The organism is Modestobacter excelsi, from assembly GCF_005930495.1.
Classification (GTDB): domain Bacteria; phylum Actinomycetota; class Actinomycetes; order Mycobacteriales; family Geodermatophilaceae; genus Modestobacter; species Modestobacter excelsi.
In genome coordinates this window covers 17,223-42,761 of record NZ_SJEX01000029.1, presented here as the reverse complement: position 1 = coordinate 42,761, position 25,539 = coordinate 17,223, and the positions used below count along the sequence as shown (strand labels likewise).

Genomic DNA, 25,539 nt, shown 5'->3' with positions numbered 1-25,539 from the left:
ATGTGGGTGCCGCAGTCGGGTCACAGCAGTCTGGTGTCGGTCGGTGCGCCCGGGGCGTCCGCAGCGACGACGTTCACCCACGCCCCGACTGCTTCGGCGGCAGTTGCTGAGAACGCCCGCAGGGCTCGGTAGCCGGCGTCGTCGGCCGGCAGCGTGACGACGAGGTTGCCGAGCTCGTCGACTCGCAGGTCGGTCAGCCCATGCGCATCGGCCAGCTGCAGCAGCTGTTCCCGCGCCGTCAGGACCTGGTCACGAGTGGCGGTGTTCTGTCCTGGCCCACCGCCAGGCCCGGCCGGTCGACCGGCCCGGCGCAGCTCGACCGGCGAGAGGTCCAGGCCGGTCGCCGGCCAGACGACGGTGCCCGCGTCGTGGTCCACGACGACGGTGGCGAACAGCTCGAGGTCCCGGAGTGGCGCGCCCACCTCGCCCCACAGGTACGGCTCGACATCGACGATGGTCGTCGCACCGTCGGCCCAGCTCAGACCCAGGGTGTAGTCACCGGCCAGCTCGACGGCCGTGACGTCCACGAACGGATCCTCCCGGGGCGGGGCCCCGGACCCGGGCCGTGCAGCGGCAGCACCACCGGCTGCCGGTGAGGCCGGGGCCAGTGGGGCCGCCCGCAGCCGTAGGAGGAGCCAGCCGTCCTCGACAGCCTCGATGCGGGCCCACGACCAGGCGGCCGCCGACCCGGCCAGCACCACTGCGCCCGCCGCCGGTGCGCCGGCGGCAGGTACACGGGCCCACACCGTGCCCGGCTCGTCGGACTCGAAGTTGAGGTCCGCGGGGATGAACGGGCCGGGGCCGACGATCCGGACGTGTACCCGGCCGTCGTCGCTCACCTCGACGACCTGGACCAGGACCGGCTCCCGCTCGTCACCGGCCAGCAGGTAGGCACCCGGCCGCACGCGCGCGAGATCGCGGGCCTCGTCGGCGAACGCCCACGGTAGGCCCCGCTCGGAGGTGGTCTGCACGTCCAGCGGCAGGTCGATACGCACACGTGGTGGTGGGACGGCCAGGCCGGGCAGAGGCAGCTGACCTGCCCCGGCGGTCACCTGGTATTCGCCGAGCGCCTCGGTGAGGCGGCGGGCGAGGTCGTCGCGTTCGGCGCGCAGCGCGGTCAGCTCGGCGCGCAGCCGGGCGACGTGGTTCTCGCCAGCGCCCTCTGCGGCTTGCGACCTGTCGGGGTCGGGCTGGCTGGTCGGGATGTCGGTCACTGGGCCTCCTGCGCGGGGTCGAGCGCGGCGTGAGCATCGGTGGGAACGTCTCGTCCCGGGCGAGGCTGTGGGGGAACGAGCAGGGACACCGCGGCGTCGTCGGTGAGGCACAGGTCGCCGGCGTCGTCGGTCGTGAGCATGCCGGCGCCGCCCAGGGAGCCGGCGGCGACCTTCTCGGCGTTGGAACGGGCGAGCATGTGGCGTCCGCCGCGTCCGCCGCGCCCGGTGGGGTCGGTGACGGCGCGGGTGAGCGCGGCGTGCACCAGGCGGGCCTGCGTGGTGTCCAGGCCGGTGCGTGCGGCGTCGTAGCGCAGCACTGCGGCCAGGGCCTCGGCGGGCAGCGCGTCGGTGGCGCGGACCAGCGACACCCGGTTCTGCAGCCGGTGCACCCGCAGCCCGACCGCCGGCGCGGCCAGCTCCAGGCCGTTGATGGCGGTGGCCAGTCGGGCGGCATCCCAGCCCAGGACGTCGGCGAGGGACTCCACCGGCACCAGCACGGCCAGCGTGTGCAGCGCGGCGCCGAGCAGCCGCACGTCCTCGGGGCCCTCGCCGCGATCGTCGGCCCCGGCGTTCTCGCTGGCGACGACGTTCGGGCGGGTGGCGCTTGCCCGGCGATGGGGGAGTAGGTCGGCAAGGTCGACGCCGAGCATCCCGGCCAGCCGCAGCAGCAGGCCGAGGGGCTGTTCGGCGTGGTTGACGCCGGACTCGAGGCGGCCGACGACGGCGGTGGTGACGCCCAGGTGCTTGGCGATGTCGTTGCGGGACAGGCGCAGCTCCATCTTCCGCCGGCGGAGTAGGGCGACGTCCAGCAGCGGCACCGCGGCTGACGGCGTGCCGGTGTCTGCGGTGGGCTGGCTCGCGGCCGGCGTGGTGGTGTCCGGGGTCCCGGGCACTTTGGGACCGATGGAGGTGACGGCCACGCCCCAGCGGCGCAGCGTCGTGGCCGTGTCCGGAGCGCGCCGCTCGACCAGTCGGCTGGTGACCACGACGCCGAGTTCGGTCCGCGCTTCTGACAGCAGTCGGGCCAGCCCCTTGTGGGACAGCTCGCTGCCGGTGCTGGTGGTGAGTAGCGGAGCGCCGGGCACGGCACCGGAGGCCAGGCGCAACAGCCGCTGCTCGGCGACGTAGGCGGCGGCGTCGGGCTCGATGACCACGGTGATGCCGTCGGTGGTGACTGTGGCGCCGTCGGGTGCGACGTCGGCGACGGTGAGCGCGCAGATGGCACTGGACCCGAGCCGGGCTGAGGCCAGTGCGCACGCCGCGGCGCGGACCGGCAGGCGGTAGGCACGCAGTCGCCGCCACACCGCGGGGGTGCGGGCAGCCGCGGACGGGGCGGCCGCAGCGGTGCCCAGCAGCGCGGGCACGTCGACCTGGATGAGCAGCCCGCGCCACAGGCCGGCGACCTGCAGGCCGCGGACGTCGCACAGGAACTGGGTGAGCGTGCCGGCGCTGTCGTAGCGGTCCAGCAGCCACGCGGCGATGGCGTTGGTGGGGTCGGCCGCCGGGTCCGGGTCGGTGCTCAGCTCGTGGCTGGCGCCGCTGACGGCGGCGGCCAGCCGACGGTGGACCCAGCCTGCCTCTGCGGTGGTGAGGAGCCTGCGGCTGGCGGCCAGCAGGGTGGTGGCGTCCACCAGCGGCAGGTGCCGCGGCTCGCCGGGGTCGGCCAGTCGCGCGGGCAGGTTGTCGGCTGGGGCGGTGGCGTCGGCGGGCGTGCCGTCCGGGTCGACGAGCAGGCCGGGCCAGGCCGCGGTTGCGTCGCCGACGGTCATTTCGACCGCGCACCAGTCGCCCAGGGCGATCGTCACGGCCTCGGCGACCGGCGGGGCGGTGACCAGCCACAGCCGGGTGCGGGCGGCGGCGGCCAGCAGCACCAGGTCGGTGAGCATGGTGGGCGTCAGCGACTCGGCGCTGCCGACCAGCACGTCGGTGATGCGGCGCGCGACCAGTCGCACGGGTAGCAGCTGCAGGTTCTCATCGGCGTTGCGGCCGCTGCCGGTGACCCCGAAGTCCACCCCGAGGGCGGCCAGCAGGTCGCGGGTCAGCCAGTCGGTGCGCCGCATGCCGGGTCGAACCCTCACCGCTACCCGGCCGCTGTCGGGGTCGTTGGCTCCGGCCGGCCGCAGCAGCACGTCCTCGTCGTTGGCCACGTGCAGCACCGTGAACCCGGCGGCGTTGGCGGCCAGCGGCACCGGGTCGGCGGTGGTCGGGGTCATGGTCGTGGGCGGAGCCGCGGGCGAGGTCATGCCGGCACCTCCCAGGCGTCGAAGCCCGCGAGCGCGACCGCGGTGCCCAGCAGGCGGGTGGTGAGCGTTGGGTGGGTGGGCTTGCCACGGGCACGCAGTTCGTCGTTGGCGTCCTCTGCGGCGCGGAGCAGCTGCGCCCAGTCCCGGAACCGGCCGGCGCAGTAGCGGGCGTCGATGCGCTGCAGCAGCTGTGGGTCGGCCTGACGCAGGAGCGGATGCCAGGCCTGCAGGGTGCTCAGCAGCTCAGCGCCGGTGAGGGCGCCGAACGCGGCGGTACGGCCGCGCAGCCGGCTGCGGACACCGGCCACGCGGGCGGCCGCCGCGGGCAGGTCGCTGCCGACGAGCACCAGCGTCCACTCCGGCGCGTTCTCCTTGAGGTAGATGAGCTGGTCCAGCCCGCGGGCCTGGGCGCGGTGGGCCTCGTCGACGACGATGACCGGTGAGTGCTCGGTGAGCAGGTCGGCCAGGTCGTCGGTGCGGTAGTAGGACTCGCCGGTGGGGCGGGCACCGGTCAGCTTCTGCAGCAGCCGGGTGGTCATCTGGGTGTGCGTGGCGGTCGGCTCGGGCTGCAGGTAGACCGTGAGCCTTCCGGCGGCGGTCATCTGCTCGAGGAAGGAGAGGGCGCAGAACGTCTTGCCGGTGCCGGCCTCGCCCAGCAGCGCGGCGAGGTCGTTGTCGCCGGCGGCCCGGCGCAGCACCAGCATCGCCCGGTTGTAGGCGGCGGTGGGCACGTCGACGGCGCCGGTGAGGCCACGCAGGTGCCGGGCGTTCACGGCGCCACCTGCCCGCCGCCGAGCCCGCCATCCAGGTCGTTCTCCAGCTCGTCGGCCAGCTCATCGACGTACTCCGCGCTGAGGTCGGCGCCGAGGCGCGCGCCCAGGCCCGAGCTGCTGGGGCTGAGGTCCGCGGCCTGGCCTTCGTCGAAGTCGTCGTCGAGGTCGGGGCGCTGGTCGTCAGGGAGGACGTCGAACAGGTCGTCGAGGTTGGCGGCCAGCTCGTCGCGGGCGTACTCGGCGGCGTTCTGCCCGTAGGTGGTCTCCGCACCGTTGGTGGCCTTCGTCCGCTCGGCGACGGCGCGGCGCATCCGTGCCCCGTCGCGTTCGGCTTCCCGCAGCTGCTCGTACTGCCGGCGCCGCTCGACCAACAGGGCGGTGCGCTGCGCGGGGGTGAGGGTGGCCGACGGGTAGGCGGTGCACACCCACTCATCGCCGGTGAACACCTCGATGAACTGCCGCTCCAGCTCCACGTTGGGCAGGTAGCGGACGGTGACCTTGCGGCCGACGAGCCGGTTCAGTCCGGCGGCGACGTAGTCCACGCCGCGGAAGCGGATGCCGTTCTTGTTCACCGTGCGGGGGTTCTGGGTGGACAGCATCGCCGGCATCAGCTGCTCGACGGTGGCCTGGCGAAGCTGGTTGGTGTCCGCCGCCCAGCTGCGCAGCGGCGTGGTGTTCAGCGCCCCGTGGACGCGGGCGGTGTTGTACTGCTCCAGCGCCCACCGCTCGGCCTGGCTGATGAGCAGGTCCTCACCCAGCAGCGCCGCGCCGGAAGTGTGGTCGCCCCAGTACCGGTGGCCGGTGAAGGACTGCGGGCCGTAGGCGTAGCCGGGCATGGTGCTGTAGCACTCGCTCTGGCTGATGCCGTGCCAGGACTCGATCTTGCCCTTCTCCCAGCCGGCGTACGGGGTGACGGCTGACCCCATCGTGGCCAGCGAGACGACCAGCGCGGTGACCAGCTCGGCCAGGTTGGACTTGGCGTTGTCCCAGACAATCTGGTCGGGGATGCCACCGACCCACACTTCCTGCCCGTCGAGCATGTACGGCCGGCCCATCACGCCGCGGGCGATGCACGCGGCCACGTCTTCAGCGCGCGGCGGGCCGGGGGTGAACACCGTGGCCATCACCATCCGGTGCTTGGACTCGATGGCGGTGGTCTGGTGCAGCTTCACCGGCTTGGCGCCCCGGGTCGGAATGACGAACACCGGCACCTCCTGGCTGTCGAGCTCCCAGCGGGCGTTGCGCTGCTCGACCTCGACCTTGAGGTACATCCGCGACCCGATGAGGGTCTTGGCTCCCTCGCCCTTGACCGCGCGGGCGATGCCGTTGTCGTCGTAGCCGCGCAGCGCGGCGGTGAACGCCGGGTAGGACGGGGTGACCGGGTCGGTGGCCCGCAGCTGCTGCCAGGCCTGCTTGAGCGTGTGCGTCGCCGACACCACCCCGAGCACCTGCGGGCTGACCTGCCAGCCGACCCGGGCCGCCGGGTCGGGCACGTTGCGCACCCCGGCCACGCCGTCGGTGAGGTGCTCGGCGTGACCGGTCAGCCAGCGGCGCACCTGGCGGGGGCTCACACCGGCGGCGGCGGCGGCACGCCGCACCGCCTCATCGGGCACGCTGCCATCGGGCCGCTGCGCGGCGACCGCGATGGCCAGCGCCGCGCGCCGCAGCCATCCGGCGGTCACGCCGCCACCCCGGCAGGCCCGGCGAGGGCACCGGCGAAGTCGGTGCCGGCGAGCGGAACCAGCCCGGTGGACGGGCCGTGCAGCAGCGACGTCGCCGGCGCCGACAGCGCCAGCAGCCGGACCCCGGCCAGGCGCAGCCCGCGGGTCTCGGCCCAGGCGGTTGCCGCCGTCAGGCGGGTGAAGGTGCCGGTGTCGGCCAGCGGATGGCTGGGCGGCGCGGTGCGCACCACGTCGACAAGCACGTGGCCGGCGGCGGTGCGCCAGGTCAGCGGCGACTTCAGTGGGGCCATCGGGTCCAGCTCCCAGCTGCCGGGCAGTCGGAAGAACCGGTCGTACACGCCGAGGAAGGCGGCCAGCTGCTGGCGGGCGGCGGCGTGCCGGGCCGGCATGCCGTGTACGGCCACGATGCGGCCGGCCAGGGCGAGCGCGTCGGTGGCCCGCTCCCATGCCGGGCCACCGGCTGGAATGGCCAGGTGCTCGGCGAGGGCGAGCTCGCACCGGGCGTTGAGCGCCTCGTGGAATCCCCGGTAGCCCTGCCGCCGGCCCGGCTGCTGAGGCAGGGCGGTGGCCGGGGCGGGTCCGGCCGCTGAGGGGCGGTCGATGACGGCGTTCACGTGTGGGTGGTCCTCTCGTTTGTGCGCTCACCGGTCGGGTGCAGCGGACGGGGACCGTGCGCCCGTGGATCGAGCACAGTGGTCACCCGAACGCGACCGGTTGGCCCCCCGAGGGGAAGCGCTCGAAACGGCAGACGGCAGTCGTCGGCCCGTTTCGGGCGTCGGAGCGCCCCAGACGTCGAACAGGTGTTCGAACGCATGTTCGATCATGGAGACGCAGAACGCAAGATCATCCAGGACGGCTGACGCGTGACCACAGTGGCCGGTGGCCGGTCACCGACGTCGGCGTTGCGGTGCGCCGGGGGAGTTCAGGTCACCCTGGGCCGGAAGCGGGGGCGCCGCGGAGCTGTCGGTCCGGGCGTCGCACCAGGCACCCGGGACCTTCCTGAGCGTCGCGCGCCAGACGACTAGGAGGGTGGCGTGACGAGGCCACCGCGGTCGCGGCCGCTGCGCGCGCCCGCTGGCGGTACCGCCCCGCCCCGCGCCAGCCGCCGTGCCCGGCCGACGCCGAGGGGCTAGCCGCGCGCCGACTGGTTCCTCACCGATCCGCCTCGGCGGGATCTACAGGGTCAGCTGCACGCCGGTGTACTTGGTGGACGAGTTGGCGAGGTCGGTGGCGTCCGCGAAACCGAAGGCCGTGATCTGTGCGGTGGCCGGGACCATGTAGACGTAGGTCATGTCGGCTTCGAAGCCGGGCTGCAGCTGGTCGTTGCACTCGGGGTTGTCGCGGAGCTTGTAGAGGCTGTCGATGGTGTCGAAGTACCGCTCCTGGGCGTCGACGACAGCCGTGTCGATCGGAAATCCGCAGGTCAGATCCATGCTCACCTGGGCGTTGTTGACCACGTGCGTCTCCACGACTACGTACTTGCCGCCGGCGTCAGGCGGAGTGGGCGTGTACTCCTCGTAGCCGGAGCCGGGCGCGTAGCTGGTCTCGTTGAGCTCGATGGTGTCGGCCACGAACGCGCCGGTGACGGTGAGCGTGACGCCGCCGTTGCTGACCGTCTGCCCCACCGGGGCGAGCTGTGGCCCGTCGGCCGCACCGCTGCTGCTCGCGGCGGCCGCCGAGGTGGACGGCGCGGCTGCCTGTTGCTGGTCATCGGCGTTTTCGCCGCGCGCGGTCTCCAGCTGCACGGCGAGCGCCTGGTACTCGTCGCTGCCGGTGGGGTCGCTCAGGGCGGCGGAGGCACCGGCGCCGATGCCTCCGCCGACGACGAGGCCGACGGCCAGCGCCGCAGTCAGCTTCTTCCCCCGTCCGGCGGCGGGACGGGACGCTTCCGGTGCCGGAATGGGCGGCTGAGCGACGCCCGCCGGCGGAACAGGCGGCAGTGCGTCGGTTCGCTGCGGGCGGCTCTCGGTGTCGGTGGGCTCGGTCATTGTGTGCTCCCCGTGATTGTCTGCGCGTCAGCAGCCCTTCAGTCGGCCGCCGACGTCAGTCATCGGCATCGACGGCGTTTCGCAACAGCTGAACCCGCACGAGCAGGTGCCAGCGCTGAGAAGCTCGTCCGCCTCGCGAGCGTCGTGGATCTGGAGCGGCCTGCCCGGGCGGAGGCGACCTGCGCGGCTGGCGCCGCCCGAGCTGTCGCCAGCCCGACCCGGTTTCGCGCACCGGGTGGCCGTCAAGTTCACCCGGTCCGCAGTCACTTGATTCGTCGAACACGCGTATGACGACGCGCCGGGCCCCGCCGCGCTCCGCTTCTACGGTCAGCCGCATGTGGACCCCGACGCCGGATGAGCAGCTGAAGGCGGAGTTGCAGGCGGCGCTGGCCCGGCCGCACGCGTCCCACGTCTCCCCGCCTCGCCCGGTCGCGTTGAGCGGGGGCGGGGCCGGCGTGGACGAGCGCAAGGTCGTGGGCTGGTTGTGGGGCCGAATGAGGACCAGCGACGGGACGTGGCTGGGCCTGGCCACATTGTGGAAGGGCTCGTTCTTCGACGGCGCGGAGCTCGACTGGTTCCCGGCGGCGGATCTGCGCACGCTCGACTAAGCCCAGAGCCGGCTGGGTCAGTAGCGCAGCTGGCATGGCCGCCGGAGGGCTCTCCGGCGTTCCGGCCCGGCCGAGGTCATCGCCGCAGGCGTGCGGCCTCCTCCGCGAGGCCGGGATGGCCGGCATGTGCCGACCAGCACTCGGTGGCGCCACCGCGGGGGAGCTTCTCGGGCGGGAACGACACGGCCGCGGCGGCCAGGTAGCGGTCCAGGCTGCGCCGTTCGAATGCCAGCGCCGTGGCGCTGTCGCGCACCTCGGTGACCTCCAGGACGGTGCCGCCCGCGCGTCGGTGGGTCTGCAGCCGGGCGTCGTCTGCGCAGCGGCTACCGTGGGTGCACCGATGGCCACGTTCTCCAAGCGGACCCTCCGCATCCTGGGCGACGTCCTCACCGACTGGTCCACCCTCACGCCCATCGGGCACCTCTTCGAGGACAACAGCATCAGCCCGCCGCCGCCGGAGGTGGCCGAGGAGGCGGTGCAGGGGATCAACGGGCAGCGCCGGGGACTGACCGCGCAGTACGTCGCGTCACTCGATCTCAGCGACCCGGCGGACCGGCGCAAGCTGCTGCGCGTCTTCGACGATGTGCTCGCCGACGTCCTGCCGCGCGAGGGTGACGAGAACGGCGACCGGGCCCGCGGGAAGCTGCTGCGGGCGTTGACCGACGACGGCTTCGCGTTGGGCCCGGAGGGGCAGCTGCGCGCCGTGGCCGGCCGCCGGGTGGAGATCCCGCTGGACCAGATCGCCGACATCGAGGTCTTGGAGGAGCACTTGGTGCGCATCGACCGGGAGGTCGATACCGACCCGGCCGGCGCGCTCAGCGCGGTCAAGGCGCTTATCGAGAGCACCGCCAAGATCGTCCTGCGCGAGACCGGCGGCACGTGGGAGCGCAACGTGAAGTTCCCGACCCTCGTCTCCGGCGCGCAGAAGGCGCTCGGCCTCATGGTGGGCACTCTGGCGCCGGACAAGGCCGGGGACACCAGCCTGAAGATGGTCCTCGACGGCCTGTACAAGGTCGCCATCGGCATCGACGAGCTCCGCAACCGGTACGGCCGCGACCACGGCCGGGATACTCCGCTGCGGGGCCTCACCGAGCGGCACGCCCGTCTGGCCGTACACAGCGGCACGGCCTACTGCCGGTTCCTCCTGGACACGCTGGCCGACCCGGCGGCGCCCTGGCGCCCGGCAGCCGACCCGCCACCGGCGGGCCGCCGCGGCTAGCGTGCCGGCATGGGTCGAACGATGGGGGCGCCAGACGTCGAGGCGCTGGCCGCGCTCCTCGCCCCGTACAGCGACCCTGGCCTGGCCGCGGCGGGGCGGCTGGTCGACGTGCCGGCGGACGTCGGCGCCGCCGCGCTGCAGCACCTGCCGGCCGACCTGCGCGATGCGCGGCTCAACGGCACCCAGCCGGCCATGACCTGGCTCGTGGCGCAGGCCGCCGAGCTCGACGGCCGGCTCGTCGGCTCGCTGGTGCCCGGGCGGGCGTTCGTGCGCATCGACGGCATCCAGGTCGGCCGCGAGGTGGCGCGACCGCTGGCCACACGGATCGCCGCCGAGGTGACCGGCGCCCTGGAGACGGCGGTCGCCGAGGCGTGGGTCAGCTGGACGGCGCAGGAACCGGTGTGGACCGGGGGCGGCACCGACCTGCTCAACGCAGAGCTGCCTCCCGGCGCGGCCGTCGTCGGCCTGTGGTGGGACTGAGCCGTCCCCGCGGCGAGGTGCTGGTCGGCATGGGCGTCTCGCTTTCGTGGACAGTAGTCCCCGCCGATGCGCGTTGCGGGTGCTGCTGGTGACCGACCGACGGCTCGCCCGCCAGGTGGCGTGCAGGCCGGCCACGTGAATCAGCGCCTGCAGACGCGAGTCGTGCAGTGTGTCTGCTGTGGCCGGCGATGGCCGCCTGTGGCGCGTTGGCGCTGGCCGATGGGAAGCCGCACATACCGTCTGAACATGGCTGCTGGAGAACCCACCGCATCCGGCGAGGACACGATCCGCGAGCGCATGTGGGTCGAGCGCCCGGCCGGGACCCACCTCGGCAAGGCGAGCGATGGCGATGGCTACAGCCCGCTCGCGCGGGACGACGAGTCGAACGCGATCGACACCCACGTCCGGCTCCACCCAGACGACGAGGCCGACGAGGCCGACGACAGCGACGGGCTCCCGGACCTGCGGACGGTGGCCATCGGCGGGTTGGCGGTCGTCGGCGCCGTCCTCATCGTCAAGGAGCTGACGCCCCCCGCCCAGCGGTTCTTGCGGGAGCGCGCGATGCCGACTCTGAGGTCGGCGTGGGGCACGCTCACCCGCACCGGCGGCGGCAACAGCGAGGAGCGCCCCGACGAGCCCACCGCCGTCGTAGTCGCATCTACCGCCGCGGTCGCGGACGACCGGACCGCGATGAGCGCCGCCGAGGCGCGCGAGCGCTTCGCCGCAGCGCTGATCGCCAGAGCGTTCAGCGAAGAGCAGCTGAGGGTGCTGCGTGGCGCCCGGATCGTCGACGGCCCGGAGACTGCGGAGTCAGAGCGCGCACTCGAGCAGCTCACACCCGAGCAGTTGGAGTCAGGCGTCAGGTTGCTGCTCGAGAATGGTTCTCCGGAGGAGCTGCGCCACCTGCTCGGCTTCAACGGCCCAGAGAACGAACCCCTCGCGCTCCGTCTGACTGACGGCCCGTCGTAGCGGATGTCGTCGACGCGCGCGGTCCTCTTCAGGTCCAACCTGCGCGACTACCTCCTCGTCGAGGTGACCTGCAGGCATCCGCGCCACGGGACGCCCGCCCAGCGCGTCGCTCCCGCGAACTAGGCGGTTAGGCCCGCACGCCAGCCGGGGTAGGCGGCCAGCCGGCGTGCGGTGACCGTCTCCTGCGGCAGCCGGGCGCCGCCAGTCAGCAGCCCGACGGCGCTTCCTCGCTGCTCCTCCTCCAGCCACCGGGCAAGGCTCGCGGCCCGCTCGGGGGCTACCACCGGTTGGCCCGGCTGCGGGGTCCCGGCATCCAGGAGCAGCTGGTACAGGCCCGCCGCCGGCCGCACCGCGGGCAGTCCCTCGGCGACCGCGACCACTGCGGCCGATGCCGGGATGCGCAGCCCGTCGGCGTCGACGTCACCGAAGTACGCCACGGCGCGGACCCCGGACAGGTCGGCGGTGGAGACAACCGACGCCTCGAACGCCGCACCGGCGCCCCACGCGATGTGTCCGACCTCGCCGGGGGCGACGGTCAGGGCGCGGCTGAGGGTGTCGAAGGTGTCGGAGTTCTCCACCACCAGCAGCACCGGCCCGTCACCGACCCTCCGTGCGGCCAGCGGTGGCCGGGCCCGGAACGTCCGCAGCAGCCCGAGGGTGAGCCGGCCGGGGCTGAACAGTGCGGTGGTCAGCGTCCGGTCCAGCTGCTTCTCCCGGCCGAACAGCTCCAGCGACCGCTCCCGTAGCGGCACCACGTCGTCGTCGCGGCCGCGGTCCCGCAGCCAGGCGTTGATCGTCTGTAGGGCGCTCACCTGACCGACCGTCAGCCGGGCCGACATGGCCCACGCGAGCTCCGGTCGCCACGGGACCGCGCGGGCCAGCGCTGCGGCCGACTCGGTTGGTGCGGCCGCGGGCAGCGTCACCCGGGTCGGCAGCGGCGGCATCGCGGTCCGGTCAACCGTCTTCGACGGGGTCAGCACCCCGGCGGCAGCCAGCGCGGTCAGGGTCGCGGCGAGGGTCTCCCGCCGAGTTGGGGAGGCGGTGCTGGCAGGGTCGGCGGCGGCGAACAGCGCCCACACGTCGGCCAGCGGAACGGTGCGCCCTGGCCACTCCTCCAGTGCTGCTGCGAGCCGGCCGGCGCGGGGCGTCAGCAGGGCTGGGCCGCTCATGCCGGGCGCCGGTACACCCGGGCGGCGGTGACGGTGCCGGCCGCCGTGGAGCCGGAGGCGGTCTCCTCCGGGCGGTAGGGGTCGGGCAGGTGCTGGCGGACGACCTCGGCGACCCGGATGTGCTTCAGCCCGGCGCGCAGGTCGGCGTCGTTGCGCAGCCGCACCCACAGCGGGAACGCCGACAGGGCCCGGTCGTCGAAGATGCCGGTTGTGTAGACCAGCTGGACCCCCAGGGCGGCCGCGACGCCGCGCTGCAGGTCCAGCAGGTACTCCGCGCTGGCCTTCCCGATCGGGTTGTCCAGGAACAGGACACCGGAGTGCCGAGTGCGCAGCTGGCCGCGCTCGTTGCCCCGCAGCGCGGCCATCGTGCAGTACAGGACGATGGCTGCGGTGAGCTCCTGCCCGCCGGAGAACACCTCGTTCATCTGCTCGATGGCGACGCGTTCGTCGCGGAGCACGGAGTCGGGCTTGAGGACCTCGACGGTGAAGCCCTTCGGGACGCCCGCGTGGACGGCGGCGATCAGCAGCGCGAACCCGTCCCGCTTCGGCGCCGTCCCGCGTGCGCCCGGGACCCGGGCGGCGGTCGTGGCGGCGAGCTCGTCGACCACCTCGCCGACGCGGGCGGCGAGCAGGGTGGCGTCCGGGTCGCTGAACCGGATGCGAAGGAACTCCTTCCCGGTCCAGTCGCCGAGCCCATCGGGGAGCTTGGACAGGGTCGTGGCCTTCCGCAGGGTCTTCAGCGCGTTCTCGGCCAGCCCCGCCAGCCGGCCGACGAGCAGCGTCCGGTGCTGGTTGGCCTTCTCCAGGTCGTGGGTGAGCGAGGTCAGGCGCGCGGTGAAGGAGCGGAGGAACTCCGGCGCCCGGGCGGCCAGCGCGTCCCGCTCCAGCCCGATCAGGATCCGCCGCGACGTGCTGCTGGTCATCGGGTCGAACCGGGTGTCGCCGGCGAACCGCTGGACGGCGGCGGTCAGCCGGCTCACCTCGTCCTGGACGCTCTTCTCCGCGGCGCGGGTCGTGCGCACCGCGCGGTACCGCTCGGTGGCCTGCACGTCCGCGTCGGCGACCGCCCCGGCGAACGGGACGGGTGCGTCGGGAACGGCCACGTCATCGGCGGGGACGTCCTCGAGCACGGTCATCAGCGGTGTGGTGACCTCCCCGAACGCCCGCGCAGCCTCCGCCGCAGAGCCCAGTCGCCGGTGCAGACCGGCGGCGAGCTCGTTGGCGGCGTCGAGATCCTCCTGGGCGCGGCGTTGGTCGGCCTGCGCCGTGGCGAGCAGCCCCTGCCCGTGGGAGACGTCCTGCGGGCGGCGGTCCTCGGGCAGGGTGGTCCACACGTTGCGGTCCGCCTCGCCGGGGCTGGCCGCCTTCAGCTCGGTGCGCAGCGTCGCCGCCTGCGCCAGCGCCTCGTCGTGGGCGGTGGCCTGCCGTTCCCGTTCCCGCTCGACGCGTGCTGCTGCGGTCCGGCGGCCGGCGGAGTCGGCACCCTCGGGGTTGGCGAGCAGCCGCTCGGCCCAGGCGATGACGTCGGCGCTGATGGCTGCCGCGGCGGCGCGAGCGCGGGCGGCGGCGACGTCGGCGTTGTGCGCCTCAGCGCGCAGGTCCTGGCCCACCTCGACGGAATGGAACACCGCCAGCGCGGCCAGGTACGCGCTGCGGAGCTCGCTGAGCGGCTCGTCGGGGACGGCGGCGACCTCCCCCGAGGAGGAGGTGACGGTGCGCAGCTCGATGCGGTGCCGTTCGGCGCGGTCGCCGTCGTTCTCCGCGGCGCGGGCGGCTTCGACCGCGGCGTCCAGCGCCCGTGCGCGCTCCTCGCCCAGCCGGACGGCGGCCGCTTCGGCGACGTCGGCGGCTTCCTCCAGCTCCGGCAGCAGGCGCTGCTGGTCGCCGGCGCCGGCCACGGTGTCGGTCAGCCGGCGCAGCGCACCGGCCACGTCAGCGGCAGCGCGTTCTGCGGCGCGCAGCCCCGGCAGCGCCTGCGCCTGCTCGGCTCGGCGCTGTTCGGCGACGCCGGCGTCGGTGGCTGCGGTGCTCGCCGCGGTGGCCGCCTCGCCGAGCTCGGCTGTGGTCCGCTCGACCGCCTCGGCCAGGGTGGTCAGGTGCCCGGGTGGACACGTCCGACGCCAGGCCAGCAGTTCGGCCAGGACGTCGCGGGCCGCGGCGAGGTCGGTCTCCCGGCGGGCGATGTGCTCGCCCCGTTCGGCCATCACCGGCCGCAGCTGGGCGCGGCGTTCCGCGGCCGCATCGACGTCGAACAGTGCAGGGGTCGGCTCGACGACGAACTGCTCGGCGCCGGCTGCAGCGCCCTCGCCGTCGGCGTTCAGGTGGAGCAGGCCGGCGCCGGTGCCCACGGTCACCGCGGCGGCCGGCAGCAGACGCGCGGCCACCAGCGTCTCCCTGGCGATGTCGAGCGTGTCCGGGTCGACGAGCACGACGCCGTCGGCCAGCTGCGGGTGCGCGTCCACGAGCGTGGCCCGGTCGGTGGAGGGAACGCTCTCGGCGAGGTACCGCCACCCGGCGTGTGCGCCCAGCCCTGCCTGACGGAGGACGGCGACCGTGGCCTCGACCTCGTCGCGGGGCGGCAGCAGCCCGCCGTCACCGAGGGCGTCCAGCAGCCGCTGATCGTCGGACTGCCCCGCCTTGACCGTGGCGAGAGCGATCTCCGCGTCGCCGATGTCGCGCCGGAGCCCGTCGGTGACCGCTTCGGCGTTCGCGTCCAGGACGGCGACGTCGGGGGCGTCGAGGCCGAGCAGTCGCAGCACGTCATCGGCGCTGGCGAGCACGCCGGCCCGCTCGGTCATCCCCGCCAGCGCCGCCTCGGCCGACTGCTGCCGGCCCTCAGCCTCCCGCAGCGCGGCGGTGGCGGCGATGGCGACCTGAGCCAGGCCGCGCGCCTCGCTCTCGGCGGCGGTCAGTGCGGTCTCCGCGGCCCGCAGCTGCGCCTCGGCGTCGACGGCCGCAGCACCTGCCCGCACAGCCTCGTCGGCCACGTTCGCGTCCGGAGGCAGCAGGCCCGCGGCGACCGCGGCGTCCACCGCGGCGCGTGCGGCGGCCACGACCTGACGCGCGGCCCGGACCTCACCGCGGCGGCGCTCAGCCGCGACCAGCTGCGCCGAACGGTCACCGTCCAGCGCCTCAGCCCGGACGGTGTGCTCCCGGGCTTGCGTGTTGTGCTTCTGCTGGGCCTGCTGCGCGGCGGTGAGCTCGGCGTTCAGCTTGGCCAGCATCCTGCCTGCGGCGGTGTCGCGGGCGTGCAGCGCCGGGCGTGCGGACTCCTCGGCCGCGGCGAGCTGGTCGGCGTACTTGGCCGCCTGGGCGGCGGTGGTGTCCCGCTCCTCCACGACGTCGACCGCGGCCCACGCGTCGAGCTCGGCGTCGGCGTCATCGCGCTGCTGTGCCGCGGCCTGCTGAGCGCTCTCGGCGGCGGCGACCTGCAGGGCGAGGGTCTGCCGGCGGATCTCGTTGACGGTGTCCCGGGCCCGGTCGCGGTCGGTTTCCCGGGCGCTGGCCGCCTCGGCGGCGGCGGTGTGCTCGGCGCGCAGCGTGTCCACGGCGGCGCCCTCGGCCGCGGCCCGGGCCTGCAGGGCCGCCAGCAGCGTGCCGGCGGACCGTTCCGCGGCGCGGCGGTCCGTGGTCGCCGCGGTGAGCCCCTCGAACGCCTCGGCGGCCGGGCCGATGGTCGCCAGGACACCGGTGACGAAGTCGTGCTCGAGCACCATCGCCTGACGGTCGCCGACGACGGTGGCGTAGCTGTCGAACGTCTCCGCGGTGGAGACGGCGTCCTCGGCGTCGAGGACGGTCCGCAGCAGCCACTCGACGAAGTCCTTGCTGGACCGGAACTTGAACGCGCTGGCCGCGTCACCCTCGTCGGCGTTCATCCGCCGCTGGATGGCGAACAGGTCCGGTTCGATGCCCAGCGCCCGCAGGTGCGTGGCCCAGTCGCCCACCTGGTCCCCGGCCCAGGTCAGCTGGACCGCCGGGGTGGTGCGGTCGGCTTCGACCAGGAGCTCGCGGAACCCGTCGAGGCGGACGTGCCGGCCGTCCCGGACGAACGGCAGCGTGTCGAGCTCGAGGTCGGCGTGCGGCCGCAGCGACCACCAGGCCTCAGCCAGGCGGGTGCCGTCGGCCGCGCGGTTCCGCCGCCACTGCAGGGTCTTGCCGGTGATGACCCGCTCGCCGGTGGCGACGTGCATCCACTCCAGCACCACGTGCGCGGGGTCCTCGCCGAGGACGAACTTCTCCATCGTCGCCGCCGAGCCGCCGACGGCGTTGCGCCGGCCGGGCAGGACGACGCTGAACAGCAGGCGCAGCAGCACGCTCTTGCCGCCGCCGTTCTCCAGCATCAGCAGGCTGTACGGGCTGGGGCGCCGCGTCGGCTCGCTGAACAGGTTCCCCTGGCCGCCGGCGACGGCTCCGGCCGCGGACAGGTCCAGGACGACGTCGCTGTAGCGGGCCCCGCGGGGCCCGACGCTGAACAGCCGCATCCGGTTGAGCTCGTACATGGTCGCCCCCTACAGCGCTTCGACCGTGGCGGCGTCCCAGCCGACGGTGATGGTGCCGGTGCCGTCGCTGATCTCGGCGATGCCGAGGCTCAGCAGCTCGTCGAACATGACCGCACCGGCCTCCCGGACCTGAGCCCGGTACCGCGGGGTGGTGCGGAAGGTGCCGCCCCGGTCGTCGGAGGTCCGGACCAGCAGGCCCTGGTCGGCGAGGAACGCCAGGGCCTTGCTGGTGACGCCGATCGTCGACGTCGACAGCTTGCGACCGTCGCCGGTGCTGCCGGTGCGGGCCCTACGGGCGTACACCCGCCAGGCGGCGTCCAGGTCCGGCTCGGTGGCGCTGGCGTCGGTGTGCTCGTCGTCGACACGGTCCGCCAGCCGTGCGCAGGCCTCCCGGACGAACGCGTCGACGCCCTCGGTGCTGATGCGGCCGATGTAGGACTCATCGGCCAGGTCCGCCGGGCGCGGGTAGGCCAGCGTCGCCGCCCCCAGGTGGGCCAGGGCGTGCACGACCCGCTCGGCGGCCTTCCCCTCGCTGCTGGTCCGCCGGGCGTAGTCGGTCATCCGGATGGCGAACGGGCTGTCCTCGGTGGAGGCGACGACGATGCCGGTGCGCTCGGTGACCTCGATGACGACCAGGCCCAGGCCGGCGGCCACGGCGTGCACGGCGGCGGTGAAGTCGTCATCGGTGCGGGCCCGGCCCACCAGGGTGCGGTACTCCTCGTCGCGGGCCGGCAGCATCTTGGGGCGCAGTCCGTAGCTGATGAGCCGAGCGGCGTCGGTGGTCGTCTCGATGGTGCTCATGCCGCACCCTCCTCGGCGGCGGTCGTCAGGGCGGCGCGGGCGACGATGAGGTCGGAGCCGGCGAACTCGCGGTCGGTGAGCGGGGTGCCGTCGTCGATGGCCATGAGCACTCCGGTGGCGCCGTGCCGGACGGCGGCGTGGATCTCCTGCGCGGCGAGGGCCAGCACCCGGATGACGACCAGCGACGGCAGCCAGGGGTGCATCTCCCGGGCCGCTTCGAGCAGCCCGGACAGCCGGCGCGGCGCCTCGGGGTCCAGATCCAGCAGCTCGTCCAGCAGCTCGTAGCACTCCTCGGGAAACGGGGGTTCGGGCTCGATGACGTCCAGGTCAGGTTCGGTGACCTCGCCGCCGAGGAGTTCCCGTTCGGTGGGCGGGGTGATCAGCGCGCTGAACAGGTCCGACAGCCGCACCGCGGGCGGGACCACGGTGCCGGTGCTGGTGACGAAGTAGGCGCCCAGCACCAGGTCGGCGGCCACGACGCTGAGCTCCAGGGCGGGGACGAGCAGCTGGGCGTGCAGGTCCAGGGTGCCCCCCGCGCGGGTGGGGGTGAACGTCTGCCGATCCTGCTCGGCGCGGAACCGGCGGCCGGCCAGCTGGACGGCGGCTCCCAACTGGTCGTGCCGGCGCAGGCACTCGCGGACGATCGCGACCAGCTGGGCGGCCTGCCGCTTGCGGTCGGCGGTGTCGGCGGTGTCCCGGATCTCGGTGATGTTGAGCAGGATGGCGTTCTCCGCCTTGTACCGGGCCTCGATGTGCTCGACCGCCTCGTCGAGGAACGCCGGCATCTCGGTGAGCCAGTCGACGCTGTGCACGTCACGGCCGGTGGCCTCCAGGCGCTGGCGCAGCTGCTCGCCGTACTGGATGGTCCGGTACCGGGCGGTCTGCGCGGCCGCCTGTGCGTCGGAGAGCCGGCCACGCCGGATGAGGGTGTCCAGGCGGAGGTCGGCGGCGATCTGCGCGGACTCGATGTCGACCTCGAGGGCGCCGACGAGCACGTTGACCGCTTCGGTGGTGGCTCGCAGGTAGATCTCCCCGTCGCCGCCGGGCACCTCCTCCAGCAGCTTGAAGTCGAAGGCGTACGTGCGGTACTCGCCGTCGCCTGCGGTCAGCCCGTACACGGCGCGGAACCCGCGGTCGGTGGACCCGACGTTGATCAGGTTCTCCAGGACCCACCGGGCGGCCTTCTCATGCTCGGCCGGTGCGCGGTCGGGTGCCTGCTGCGCTGCATGCCCGGCGACGTCGGCGATGACCCGCTGCGGATCGGCACCGGTGTCGAAGTCCATCGCCAGGGTCACCGAGTCGATGATGTGCAGCGCCAGCTCGCTCATCTGGTAGACCGCGAAGTCCGCGGTCTGCACTTGCGCCTTGCGGGCGTCGAGGTCGTGCAGCGGCGCGGTGCAGGCCAGCGCCTTCACCCGCTGCGCGAACCCGACGTCCACCACTCCGGCTGCCACGGGCAGCACCGTAGGCCCCGCCTCGGACAGAACCCCCGATCCGACACCACCTGCGGGCAGCCACCTCTGTCCGGCGTGGACGGCCTGCTCGACCGGGGCAGGTCGGTGCGGCGGCCTTGCGCCCACGGCTGCAACGCCCCGATCATGCCCAGATGGCCTCGCAGCGCCCCACGACCAGCACGTTCGGACGCACCGGACGCGTGCCCGACGCGGTGTCGGCCCGGCTGCGTGAAGCGGAGCTGATGCTCGCGAAGGGGCAGGCCCGGCTGGCGCAGGCCCGGCTGGACGCGGCCGCCAAGCTGCTGGCCGACGCGCACCTGCCCGACCAACACCCAGTGCACCAGCAGATCGGCGACCTGCGGCGGGCCGTCGCGGCCCGGCTGCCCAAGCCGCGGCCGGAGCGACCACCGGTGGACGGGCCGGGGATCGTCACGCCGGCTGTGCGGGCCAGCTCGACAGCGTTCCCACGCAGCCGGAGCATCCGGACGGTGTCCGGCGGCCTGCCCACGCTGGGCAGGGACCGCTGACCACCCGGTGGGCCCCATCCTGCGGGGGCAGGCGGCGGAGGAGGCGAACGATCTTCGTCGGAGCCCGGCGCACACTGCTGTCGTGCTGACACAGGACAACTACCAGATGCTGGAACAGCAGCTACGTCTGCGCGGCATCGAGACCGACGAGCAGCTGGGATGGGCGGCCGCAGTCGGTGCGGTGCAGATGATGATCCGGCGCAGCGACGGGCAGGTCTGGGAGCTCCTGCACTGCTCCCCGGCGGGCCTGGACGACGGCGAGATGATGCGCGCGAACTGCGCGATGACGCGTCTGCTGCACGACCGCATCGACCTGTCCGGCACCGACTGGGCCGGGGTGGCTGCCGCGCTCACCGACCCGGACCGGCAGCTGCCTGACGGGCGGACACTGCGGGAGTACGCCGGGAAGAAGCTGACGGCGCTGCGCCGGGACGTGCGCTCCGGTGCGGAGACCCTCGCCTTCCGTCAGGAGACCGACGGTGCCCGGGCTGCGCTGATCGGCGCGGCGTCGCTGACCCTAGTCTGGGGCGACCGGTGGTACGGCATGCCGGCGTGGCCGCGCATCGTCGACGTCTTCTGCACCGCCGCCGGCGACCCGGAGCATCCGCACTGGCACGGCACCCCGCCGCCGGAGCGCCCGGCGTCGATCGCCGACGTCGGTCAGCTGAAGGAGCTGCTGCTCGCCGGTCCCGACCAGCTCGACGGCGACGCGGCCGCGTGGTGCATCCGGGCGCACCTGCCTTACCTGAACACCACCGAGGCGGGGTGACCGGAGCAAGGCCGTCCTGTACTTCCGGACGGCGTGGGAGCCGCCCATCGACTGGGCCAACGCGCTGGCCGCGCAGTACCCGGACCTGCGCATGAGCCTGCTGTACGCCGAGGAGGGCGAGGGCTTCGCCGGCCTCTGGGTGTCCAACGAAGACGGCATAGACGAGAACACCCTCACCGTCGCCACAGTCGGCTACCCGGCCGTGTGGTCGTTCTTGTCCACCCTCGGCTACGACTTCGGCTGGGAGCACCCGGACACCGAGGCCTACGGCCTGGGCTCGATCCCGGTCATCGGCTGACCACGTCGGTCCGTGGTCGCTGTCCGCTGACTACCCGTGCGCAGCCCGGGTGTAGACCGGCGCCGGTGAGCTGGCCGGCCGGGAAGCCCGGACATGGGCGAGCACCCGTGCGGGCGCGGCCAGGATCGAAACCACACCGGCGTCGCCCCCGGGGCGTGAGCCGCGCAGGGAGATCGCGACCAGCTCCTCCCCGGCGGCCAGCCGCTTGAGGTAGGCGCGCGCCTTCATCTTGTTGACGTACCCGGCGCGGTACTGGCCCGTGAGGTCGAAGACCGCGACCGCCTGGTCGTCGTGTGGGTTGTCCGGTTCGGGCACCAGGCGCACCGTGGCGCCGGGGGAGAAGTCCCCGGCGCGGCAGTCGGCCTCGTTGTACCGGCCGCCGCGCAGGTTGGAGACGAGCAGGCCGGCGGGCAGCAGTCGGCGGTCGGTCGGGCCGACGAGCAGGCCGGTGCTGTCCTCGCAGAACCGCAGCACCCCGTCGTACCGGATGAGGTGCACGGCGGGGCGCCCGTCGGTGCCGATGAACCGCTGGTTGTTGCCGTGGGGGGCTGCATACCAGCGGGGATTGGACTCGTCGTCGATGGCGACAGCGGACGCGCTGCGCTGCTGGGACGTCGACACCGCCGCTGGCTGCGGCGAGATCCGGACTGCCGCAATCCTGCCGAGCGGTCTGGGCGAGGGCGGAGGCGGCGGTGCGGGAGGAGCGGTGACCGGCGTCGAGGTCGTTCCATCTTCGCGCGTTCGGCCCCGCAGTCGGTCCATCAGCCCCATGCCCGGGGACCGTAGCCAGTGGCGGTGAACAGTTGGCCGACCGCCACGTGAGCGCCGCGATGTCGTGCAGGTCGCCCAGGACGCTGCCGGTCACATGGGGGCGGACCCGGTCTCCCGGGGCTGCCGGGGCTGGTGGGGCGCAGCTGCTCCTGGCTCTGCCAGAACGTCTCCGTCCGCTGACATGCTGCCCGGACAGTCGAACGACGGGGGATGGCGATGGGGTTCTTCGACAGGTTCCGCAAGAGCAAGCCGCGACACGCCGCACCGGCGGGCGGCCCGCCGCCAGTTCCGCCCGCAGTGGCGGGGCCGGCCCGGACGTCGACCCCCGTCGGGACCCGAGTGCCGGGGTTCGCGGTCATCGACGTGGAGACGACCGGCCTGTCGGCCGCTGGCCACCGGGTGCTGGAGCTGGCCATCGTCCGCACCGATCCCGCAGGCCGGGTGCTGGACGAGTGGGTGAGCCGGTTCAACCCGGAGGGACCCGTCGGCGCCACGCACATCCACGGCATCACCGCAGCCGACGTGGCCCGCGCCCCCCGCTTCACTCACGTGCTGGAGGAGATCAGCGACCGACTCGCCGGCGCGGCGATCGCCGGGCACAACGTCAAGTTCGACCTGGCCTTCCTGCGCTCTGAGTACGCCCGCGCCGGATGGGCGCTGCCGCACCTGCCCGCCGCGTGCACGCTGGCAGCCAGCTGGGACCACCTGCCCCACCTCGACCGTCGCCGACTGCCCGACTGCTGTGAGGCCGCCGGCATCCGGCACACCGGTGCCCACTCCGCCCTCGGCGACGCCCGAGCGACCGCCGCGCTGCTGGCCGGCTACCTCGGCCACGGGTTCGCCCAGCCGCCGACGGCCAAGCTCCTTGCGCTCCCGCAGTTGGCCTGGAACGTCGCCTGGCCCACCGCCCCCGGTGGCGTCGAGCCGTTCGGCGCCGACGCCCCCGCGCGGGTGCAGCGGTGGACCGCCGCCCCCAAGCCGCCAGCGATACCGCTGGTGCAGCTGCTGGAGCGGTTCCGGCTGGCCGACGCCCTCGACGACGGTGCCCCCGACGGCTCCCTGCCCTACCTGCAGCTGCTGTCGGAGGTACTCGAAGACGGCGTCCTCGACGAGGAGGAGCGCGCAGCGCTGGTCGACCTCGCGGCCATCTACGACCTCGACGCCCAGGCCGTGGCGGCCGCCCACCGCGGGTTCCTGCTCGCGCTCGCACACCTCGCACTCGATGACGGTCGGGTCAGCCGTGCGGAGAAGGCGGAGCTGACAGCCACCGCCGACCTCCTGGACGTACCGGTGAACGTGGTCACGGCAGTGCTGGACGCAGCAGAGGGGGCCCGCCTCGCCCGCCTGTCCGCCGGGCTGCGCCCACTGCCGGCCGACTGGTCCCTCGGGGAGCCGCTGCGAGTCGGGGACAAGGTCGCCTTCACCGGCTGCGACTGGGCCGTGCGCGAGCGGCTCGAGCAACGCGCTGATCAGCTTGGGGTCCGGGTGATGAGCAACGTCTCCTCCCGTACCGCGCGGCTGGTCACCGACGGCAGCTTCGAGGGCGGCAAGGCCGACAACGCCGCCTCCCTCGGCACCCGCCTCGCGCACCCCGACGAGTTCGCGATCCTCCTGGACCACCTGCAGCCCGTGGTCAGCAAGTCCGCCGTGGCCGCCCCGGTGCCGCGCCTCGGTGCTGCCTCAACTGCGTCCACTGAGTCGTCCACCGTGGTGGCCGCTGAGGGGCGGACCGTCCCGTCGGCACACGTCGGTCCGTCCCCGGCGGCCGTCCGCGCCTGGGCGCGCATCAACGGCTACGAGGTGGGGGATCGTGGGCGCCTGCCCGCCGAGGTCACCGAGGCCTACCGCCGCGCCCAAGCCGGGGCCAGCACCCACTGACCCGAGTAGGGGGGAGGCGGTCGAGGGCATGAGCTCCCCCCGACGGGCGTCGTCGGCGACAGGCCAGTAGGAAGCCTCAGCCCTGTCACCGCAGTGGCCGACCCGGCCGACCTGGTGCGGCCGTGCCGGGTCAGACTGTTGGGGATGAGCACCACCACCCCTGGTCCAGGCGACGACCGCCCATTCCGCTTGCCGCCCGAGGTGCTGCGCGGCGTACACAAGGCAATGAACCGCGTCGCGAACCTCAGCACCATCTCGGCGTTGGCCGATGTTCGGTTCCCCCTCCCGGTCCCGCCGGTTCGCCTGCCGCCCATGCCGGAACTGGACACCGCGCTCCAGCAGCTCCGGAACAGCGTCGTGCACCGAATCGACTTCGAGTCGCTGCGGGAGCCGCTGCGGCAGCTGAGCGCCAACATCGCGCGCTACTACCCCGCGAACTGGGCCGGCGTCGACGTCGATCCGGACACGGCACTGAGGGTCGCGCAGGAGGAGGGGCTGGCGCTGGTGTGGGTGCCGCGCGGCGAGCTGGTCACCACGCTGCTGGACGCGCCGGACGCGGTCAGGCGCCGGGAGCTCCTGGCGGCGCACGTGGACGACATCGTGGCCGACTGCGCCGCGGTCACCGGCGAGGTCACGCACGACGCGCTGCGCGAGCACCGGGACCGGCTGCTGGATGCAACGCGGGCCCACCAGCTCGGTCTGCACGCCCCTGCGCAGGCGATGACAACGGTCGTGCTCACCGCCCTGCTCCAGTGGGTGTTCGCGCACGGGGAGCTGCGGAAGGTGAAGACCTCCGACTACCGGGTGCCCGAGGATGCCGAGGAGCTGGCGTTCCGGCTGTTCAAGGTGGCGGTTCTCATCGAGGCCGCCGTGCCCGCCGTGCAGGGCGGCCGAGACAAGCTGCCGGACGAGGCGCTCGACCGCTTCAACCGCCACGACACGCTGCACCGCGTAGCCGACGAGGCCTACACGCCGTCCAACTCAATGACCGCGCTGCTGCTCGCCACCGGCCTGCTCGCCGAGGCCGACCAGATGCTGGAAGACGGCACGCTCACCGGGTAGTCCGGTACACCGTCGGCCGCGGGAACGTCGATGCCCGATCAGCGACCGGCCACGGTCCTCCGGGTAGGTCGGCGCCAGCGGGTCGGACGCTCCTCTGGCACCTGCTCGAGGTGGCCGAGCTCCGTGAGTCGCTGCAGCATCTTGTGCACGTTCGGCCGCTGCAGGCCGGTCGCGGTCTCCACGTCGCCGGCCGACAGGCCCGCCTCGCTGTCGAACCCGCCGAGGGCGAGGACCGTCAGCTGGCGTGGGCCCAGTCCGCCCCGGGGAACCTCTGCACCGGTCGTTGACTGCTCGATCGTCGCCACCGCTGCATCGCCGGTGTCCTCATCGTGGATGTCGGACAGTCGGGTCCCAAGCAGCGTCAGTGCACGGCCGATCGAGACCAGCGCGTCGGCGACGGCGAGCTCTCGCGCCCGGTCCCGGGCCGCCGCCCGTTCGCGCTCATCAGCGGTTGTCACGGTGTATCAACCTAGCCGACGAGCTTGACACTTGATACGGAATGTCACTGGCGAGTCTCGGGTTGACACTTGGACGAGCCTCGCCAGCTGATGGTGAGGCTCGCCGAGACGTTCCAGCGACGTGCGGTGACCTCGGGGATCACGCTCGCCTGACGGCGGGACCTCGAGGCACCGCTCTCCAGCCGCCCCGGCCGCTTCGTGCGGCCGGGGCGGTCGCTCGTCCTGCCGAACGGGAGCAACCGAGGGCGGTCAGGTGCCTGGAGCGCGGAAGACGGCGCGCCCGCTCCGCACCTTGCCCAGGACGGACTGCAGCTCGTCCTGGTCGAACAACTGGTGGGTGCCCAGGCTGCGGACCGTCCCGGTGCTGGCCGAGGTGACCGTCACGGCAGCGGCGGTCTGGGCGTCCGGTGCCTCCAGGATCACCATGCCGTCCGCCTCGCCGAGCATCCAGTACAGGGCCTCCAGCCGGGCGCCGACGGCCTCCGCCGATGCGCGCACGGCGGCCGTGCGGTCACCCGGCTGCTCGACCAGGCGGCCCCAGGTCTCAGGGCTGTAGGCGAAGAAGATGACGAACCTGGGCATCGGGACCACCTCGTCGTAGGTCGTGGAGTCACCGATTCCAGCAGCAGGTGCGGCCGGGCGGCTGGACCGCTCGCGTGGGATCCGTGGCACGCTGC

23 protein-coding genes and 1 pseudogene are annotated in these 25,539 nt (G+C 73.7%); 10 read left to right on the top strand and 14 right to left on the bottom strand.

All coding sequences use genetic code 11. The annotated features are described in order from the left end of the window. Positions 1 to 20: 20 nt before the first annotated feature. From FHL80_RS11760 to FHL80_RS25490, 6 genes are all read right to left on the bottom strand, one after another. Complete coding sequence (locus FHL80_RS11760; protein ID WP_138733602.1) at positions 21 to 1,214, bottom strand: DUF2442 domain-containing protein; 1,194 nt, start codon at positions 1,212 to 1,214, stop codon at positions 21 to 23. After that, the gene (locus FHL80_RS11755; RefSeq protein ID WP_138733601.1) at positions 1,211 to 3,457 is read right to left on the bottom strand and encodes a helix-turn-helix domain-containing protein; all 2,247 of its coding nucleotides are present in this window, start codon (positions 3,455 to 3,457) and stop codon (positions 1,211 to 1,213) included. Before FHL80_RS11755 ends, FHL80_RS11760 begins: the two co-directional genes overlap by 4 nt. Then, positions 3,454 to 4,230, bottom strand: a complete 777-nt coding sequence (locus FHL80_RS11750; protein WP_138733600.1) for an AAA family ATPase — start codon at positions 4,228 to 4,230, stop codon at positions 3,454 to 3,456. The genes FHL80_RS11755 and FHL80_RS11750 overlap by 4 nt, the downstream gene beginning before the upstream one ends. Beyond that, positions 4,227 to 5,912 (bottom strand): TnsB C-terminal domain-containing protein, encoded by a 1,686-nt coding sequence (locus tag FHL80_RS11745; protein WP_138733599.1) that lies wholly within the window; start codon positions 5,910 to 5,912, stop codon positions 4,227 to 4,229. The genes FHL80_RS11750 and FHL80_RS11745 overlap by 4 nt, the downstream gene beginning before the upstream one ends. After that, positions 5,909 to 6,526: a hypothetical protein gene (locus FHL80_RS11740; RefSeq protein WP_138733598.1), complete on the bottom strand. Its 618-nt coding sequence runs from the start codon at positions 6,524 to 6,526 to the stop codon at positions 5,909 to 5,911. The genes FHL80_RS11745 and FHL80_RS11740 overlap by 4 nt, the downstream gene beginning before the upstream one ends. Positions 6,527 to 7,087: 561 nt before the next feature. Continuing rightward, positions 7,088 to 7,900, bottom strand: a complete 813-nt coding sequence (locus tag FHL80_RS25490) for a DUF4352 domain-containing protein (protein WP_216870641.1) — start codon at positions 7,898 to 7,900, stop codon at positions 7,088 to 7,090. A gap of 335 nt (positions 7,901 to 8,235) precedes the next feature. On the opposite strand from FHL80_RS25490, the gene FHL80_RS11725 reads away from it, so the two are divergent. Continuing rightward, a complete protein-coding gene (locus FHL80_RS11725) occupies positions 8,236 to 8,508 on the top strand; it encodes a hypothetical protein (RefSeq protein WP_138733595.1) in 273 nt (90 codons plus the stop codon). A 76-nt stretch (positions 8,509 to 8,584) separates the two neighbouring features. Here FHL80_RS11725 and FHL80_RS25485 read toward each other — a convergent pair whose 3' ends face one another. Further along, positions 8,585 to 8,761 carry a hypothetical protein gene (locus FHL80_RS25485; RefSeq protein ID WP_216870640.1) on the bottom strand — a complete coding sequence of 59 codons (177 nt, stop codon included), beginning with the start codon at positions 8,759 to 8,761 and terminating at the stop codon, positions 8,585 to 8,587. Positions 8,762 to 8,848: 87 nt separating this feature from the next. On the opposite strand from FHL80_RS25485, the gene FHL80_RS11720 reads away from it, so the two are divergent. The 3 genes from FHL80_RS11720 (at position 8,849) to FHL80_RS11710 (ending at position 11,176) form a co-directional block, all read left to right on the top strand. After that, positions 8,849 to 9,727, top strand: coding sequence for an abortive infection family protein (locus FHL80_RS11720; protein ID WP_138733594.1), 879 nt, complete (start codon positions 8,849 to 8,851; stop codon positions 9,725 to 9,727). A 9-nt stretch (positions 9,728 to 9,736) separates the two neighbouring features. Continuing rightward, a complete protein-coding gene (locus tag FHL80_RS11715; protein ID WP_138733593.1) occupies positions 9,737 to 10,207 on the top strand; it encodes a hypothetical protein in 471 nt (156 codons plus the stop codon). A gap of 297 nt (positions 10,208 to 10,504) precedes the next feature. Next, positions 10,505 to 11,176, top strand: a complete 672-nt coding sequence (locus FHL80_RS11710; protein WP_138733592.1) for a hypothetical protein — start codon at positions 10,505 to 10,507, stop codon at positions 11,174 to 11,176. Between the two features lie 119 nt (positions 11,177 to 11,295). On the opposite strand, the gene FHL80_RS11705 is transcribed toward FHL80_RS11710, so the two are convergent. From FHL80_RS11705 to FHL80_RS11690, 4 genes are read right to left on the bottom strand one after another with little or no spacing between them, the layout of a single operon-like run. Beyond that, positions 11,296 to 12,345: a Wadjet anti-phage system protein JetD domain-containing protein gene (locus FHL80_RS11705; protein WP_138733591.1), complete on the bottom strand. Its 1,050-nt coding sequence runs from the start codon at positions 12,343 to 12,345 to the stop codon at positions 11,296 to 11,298. Continuing rightward, positions 12,342 to 16,844, bottom strand: a complete 4,503-nt coding sequence (locus FHL80_RS11700; protein ID WP_138733590.1) for a hypothetical protein — start codon at positions 16,842 to 16,844, stop codon at positions 12,342 to 12,344. The genes FHL80_RS11705 and FHL80_RS11700 overlap by 4 nt, the downstream gene beginning before the upstream one ends. A 9-nt stretch (positions 16,845 to 16,853) precedes the next feature. Next, positions 16,854 to 17,645 (bottom strand): hypothetical protein, encoded by a 792-nt coding sequence (locus FHL80_RS11695; RefSeq protein ID WP_138733589.1) that lies wholly within the window; start codon positions 17,643 to 17,645, stop codon positions 16,854 to 16,856. Next, entirely contained in the window at positions 17,642 to 19,099 is a 1,458-nt protein-coding gene (locus FHL80_RS11690; protein ID WP_216870639.1) for a hypothetical protein, read from the bottom strand. The genes FHL80_RS11695 and FHL80_RS11690 overlap by 4 nt, the downstream gene beginning before the upstream one ends. Positions 19,100 to 19,251: 152 nt before the next feature. On the opposite strand from FHL80_RS11690, the gene FHL80_RS11685 reads away from it, so the two are divergent. The 4 genes and pseudogenes from FHL80_RS11685 (at position 19,252) to FHL80_RS11675 (ending at position 20,693) form a co-directional block, all read left to right on the top strand. Beyond that, positions 19,252 to 19,626 (top strand): hypothetical protein, encoded by a 375-nt coding sequence (locus tag FHL80_RS11685; protein ID WP_138733588.1) that lies wholly within the window; start codon positions 19,252 to 19,254, stop codon positions 19,624 to 19,626. Between the two features lie 82 nt (positions 19,627 to 19,708). Continuing rightward, positions 19,709 to 20,395 (top strand): hypothetical protein, encoded by a 687-nt coding sequence (locus tag FHL80_RS11680; RefSeq protein ID WP_138733587.1) that lies wholly within the window; start codon positions 19,709 to 19,711, stop codon positions 20,393 to 20,395. A gap of 16 nt (positions 20,396 to 20,411) precedes the next feature. Then, positions 20,412 to 20,480 (top strand): annotated as a pseudogene (locus FHL80_RS27070) (hypothetical protein); the annotation flags it as partial. 6 nt (positions 20,481 to 20,486) lie between these two features. Next, complete coding sequence (locus FHL80_RS11675; RefSeq protein WP_138733586.1) at positions 20,487 to 20,693, top strand: hypothetical protein; 207 nt, start codon at positions 20,487 to 20,489, stop codon at positions 20,691 to 20,693. Between the two features lie 30 nt (positions 20,694 to 20,723). Here FHL80_RS11675 and FHL80_RS11670 read toward each other — a convergent pair whose 3' ends face one another. Next, positions 20,724 to 21,314 (bottom strand): HIRAN domain-containing protein, encoded by a 591-nt coding sequence (locus FHL80_RS11670; protein ID WP_138733585.1) that lies wholly within the window; start codon positions 21,312 to 21,314, stop codon positions 20,724 to 20,726. A 489-nt stretch (positions 21,315 to 21,803) separates the two neighbouring features. Here FHL80_RS11670 and FHL80_RS11665 point away from each other — a divergent pair, with 489 nt between their 5' ends. After that, the gene (locus tag FHL80_RS11665; RefSeq protein ID WP_216870638.1) at positions 21,804 to 23,342 is read left to right on the top strand and encodes an exonuclease domain-containing protein; all 1,539 of its coding nucleotides are present in this window, start codon (positions 21,804 to 21,806) and stop codon (positions 23,340 to 23,342) included. Positions 23,343 to 23,435: 93 nt separating this feature from the next. After that, entirely contained in the window at positions 23,436 to 24,404 is a 969-nt protein-coding gene (locus tag FHL80_RS11660) for a hypothetical protein (RefSeq protein ID WP_138733583.1), read from the top strand. Positions 24,405 to 24,442: 38 nt separating this feature from the next. On the opposite strand, the gene FHL80_RS11655 is transcribed toward FHL80_RS11660, so the two are convergent. Both FHL80_RS11655 and FHL80_RS11650 read right to left on the bottom strand, forming a co-directional pair. Then, positions 24,443 to 24,862 carry a MarR family transcriptional regulator gene (locus FHL80_RS11655; RefSeq protein ID WP_138733582.1) on the bottom strand — a complete coding sequence of 140 codons (420 nt, stop codon included), beginning with the start codon at positions 24,860 to 24,862 and terminating at the stop codon, positions 24,443 to 24,445. A 249-nt stretch (positions 24,863 to 25,111) separates the two neighbouring features. Then, complete coding sequence (locus tag FHL80_RS11650; RefSeq protein WP_138733581.1) at positions 25,112 to 25,444, bottom strand: GYD domain-containing protein; 333 nt, start codon at positions 25,442 to 25,444, stop codon at positions 25,112 to 25,114. Positions 25,445 to 25,539 lie beyond the last annotated feature (95 nt).

Excerpts from the sequence above, each read along its gene's own strand:
- FHL80_RS11675 (WP_138733586.1), top strand. The coding sequence starts at position 20,487 with ATGAGCCTGCTGTACGCCGAGGAGGGCGAGGGCTTCGCCGGCCTCTGG.
- FHL80_RS11705 (WP_138733591.1), bottom strand. The coding sequence starts at position 12,345 with ATGAGCGGCCCAGCCCTGCTGACGCCCCGCGCCGGCCGGCTCGCAGCA.
- FHL80_RS11650 (WP_138733581.1), bottom strand. The coding sequence starts at position 25,444 with ATGCCCAGGTTCGTCATCTTCTTCGCCTACAGCCCTGAGACCTGGGGC.
- FHL80_RS11720 (WP_138733594.1), top strand. The coding sequence starts at position 8,849 with ATGGCCACGTTCTCCAAGCGGACCCTCCGCATCCTGGGCGACGTCCTC.
- FHL80_RS11700 (WP_138733590.1), bottom strand. The coding sequence starts at position 16,844 with ATGTACGAGCTCAACCGGATGCGGCTGTTCAGCGTCGGGCCCCGCGGG.
- FHL80_RS11725 (WP_138733595.1), top strand. The coding sequence starts at position 8,236 with ATGTGGACCCCGACGCCGGATGAGCAGCTGAAGGCGGAGTTGCAGGCG.
- FHL80_RS11710 (WP_138733592.1), top strand. The coding sequence starts at position 10,505 with ATGTGGGTCGAGCGCCCGGCCGGGACCCACCTCGGCAAGGCGAGCGAT.
- FHL80_RS11755 (WP_138733601.1), bottom strand. The coding sequence starts at position 3,457 with ATGACCTCGCCCGCGGCTCCGCCCACGACCATGACCCCGACCACCGCC.
- FHL80_RS11695 (WP_138733589.1), bottom strand. The coding sequence starts at position 17,645 with ATGAGCACCATCGAGACGACCACCGACGCCGCTCGGCTCATCAGCTAC.
- FHL80_RS25490 (WP_216870641.1), bottom strand. The coding sequence starts at position 7,900 with ATGACCGAGCCCACCGACACCGAGAGCCGCCCGCAGCGAACCGACGCA.
- FHL80_RS11685 (WP_138733588.1), top strand. The coding sequence starts at position 19,252 with ATGGCCTCGCAGCGCCCCACGACCAGCACGTTCGGACGCACCGGACGC.
- FHL80_RS11715 (WP_138733593.1), top strand. The coding sequence starts at position 9,737 with ATGGGTCGAACGATGGGGGCGCCAGACGTCGAGGCGCTGGCCGCGCTC.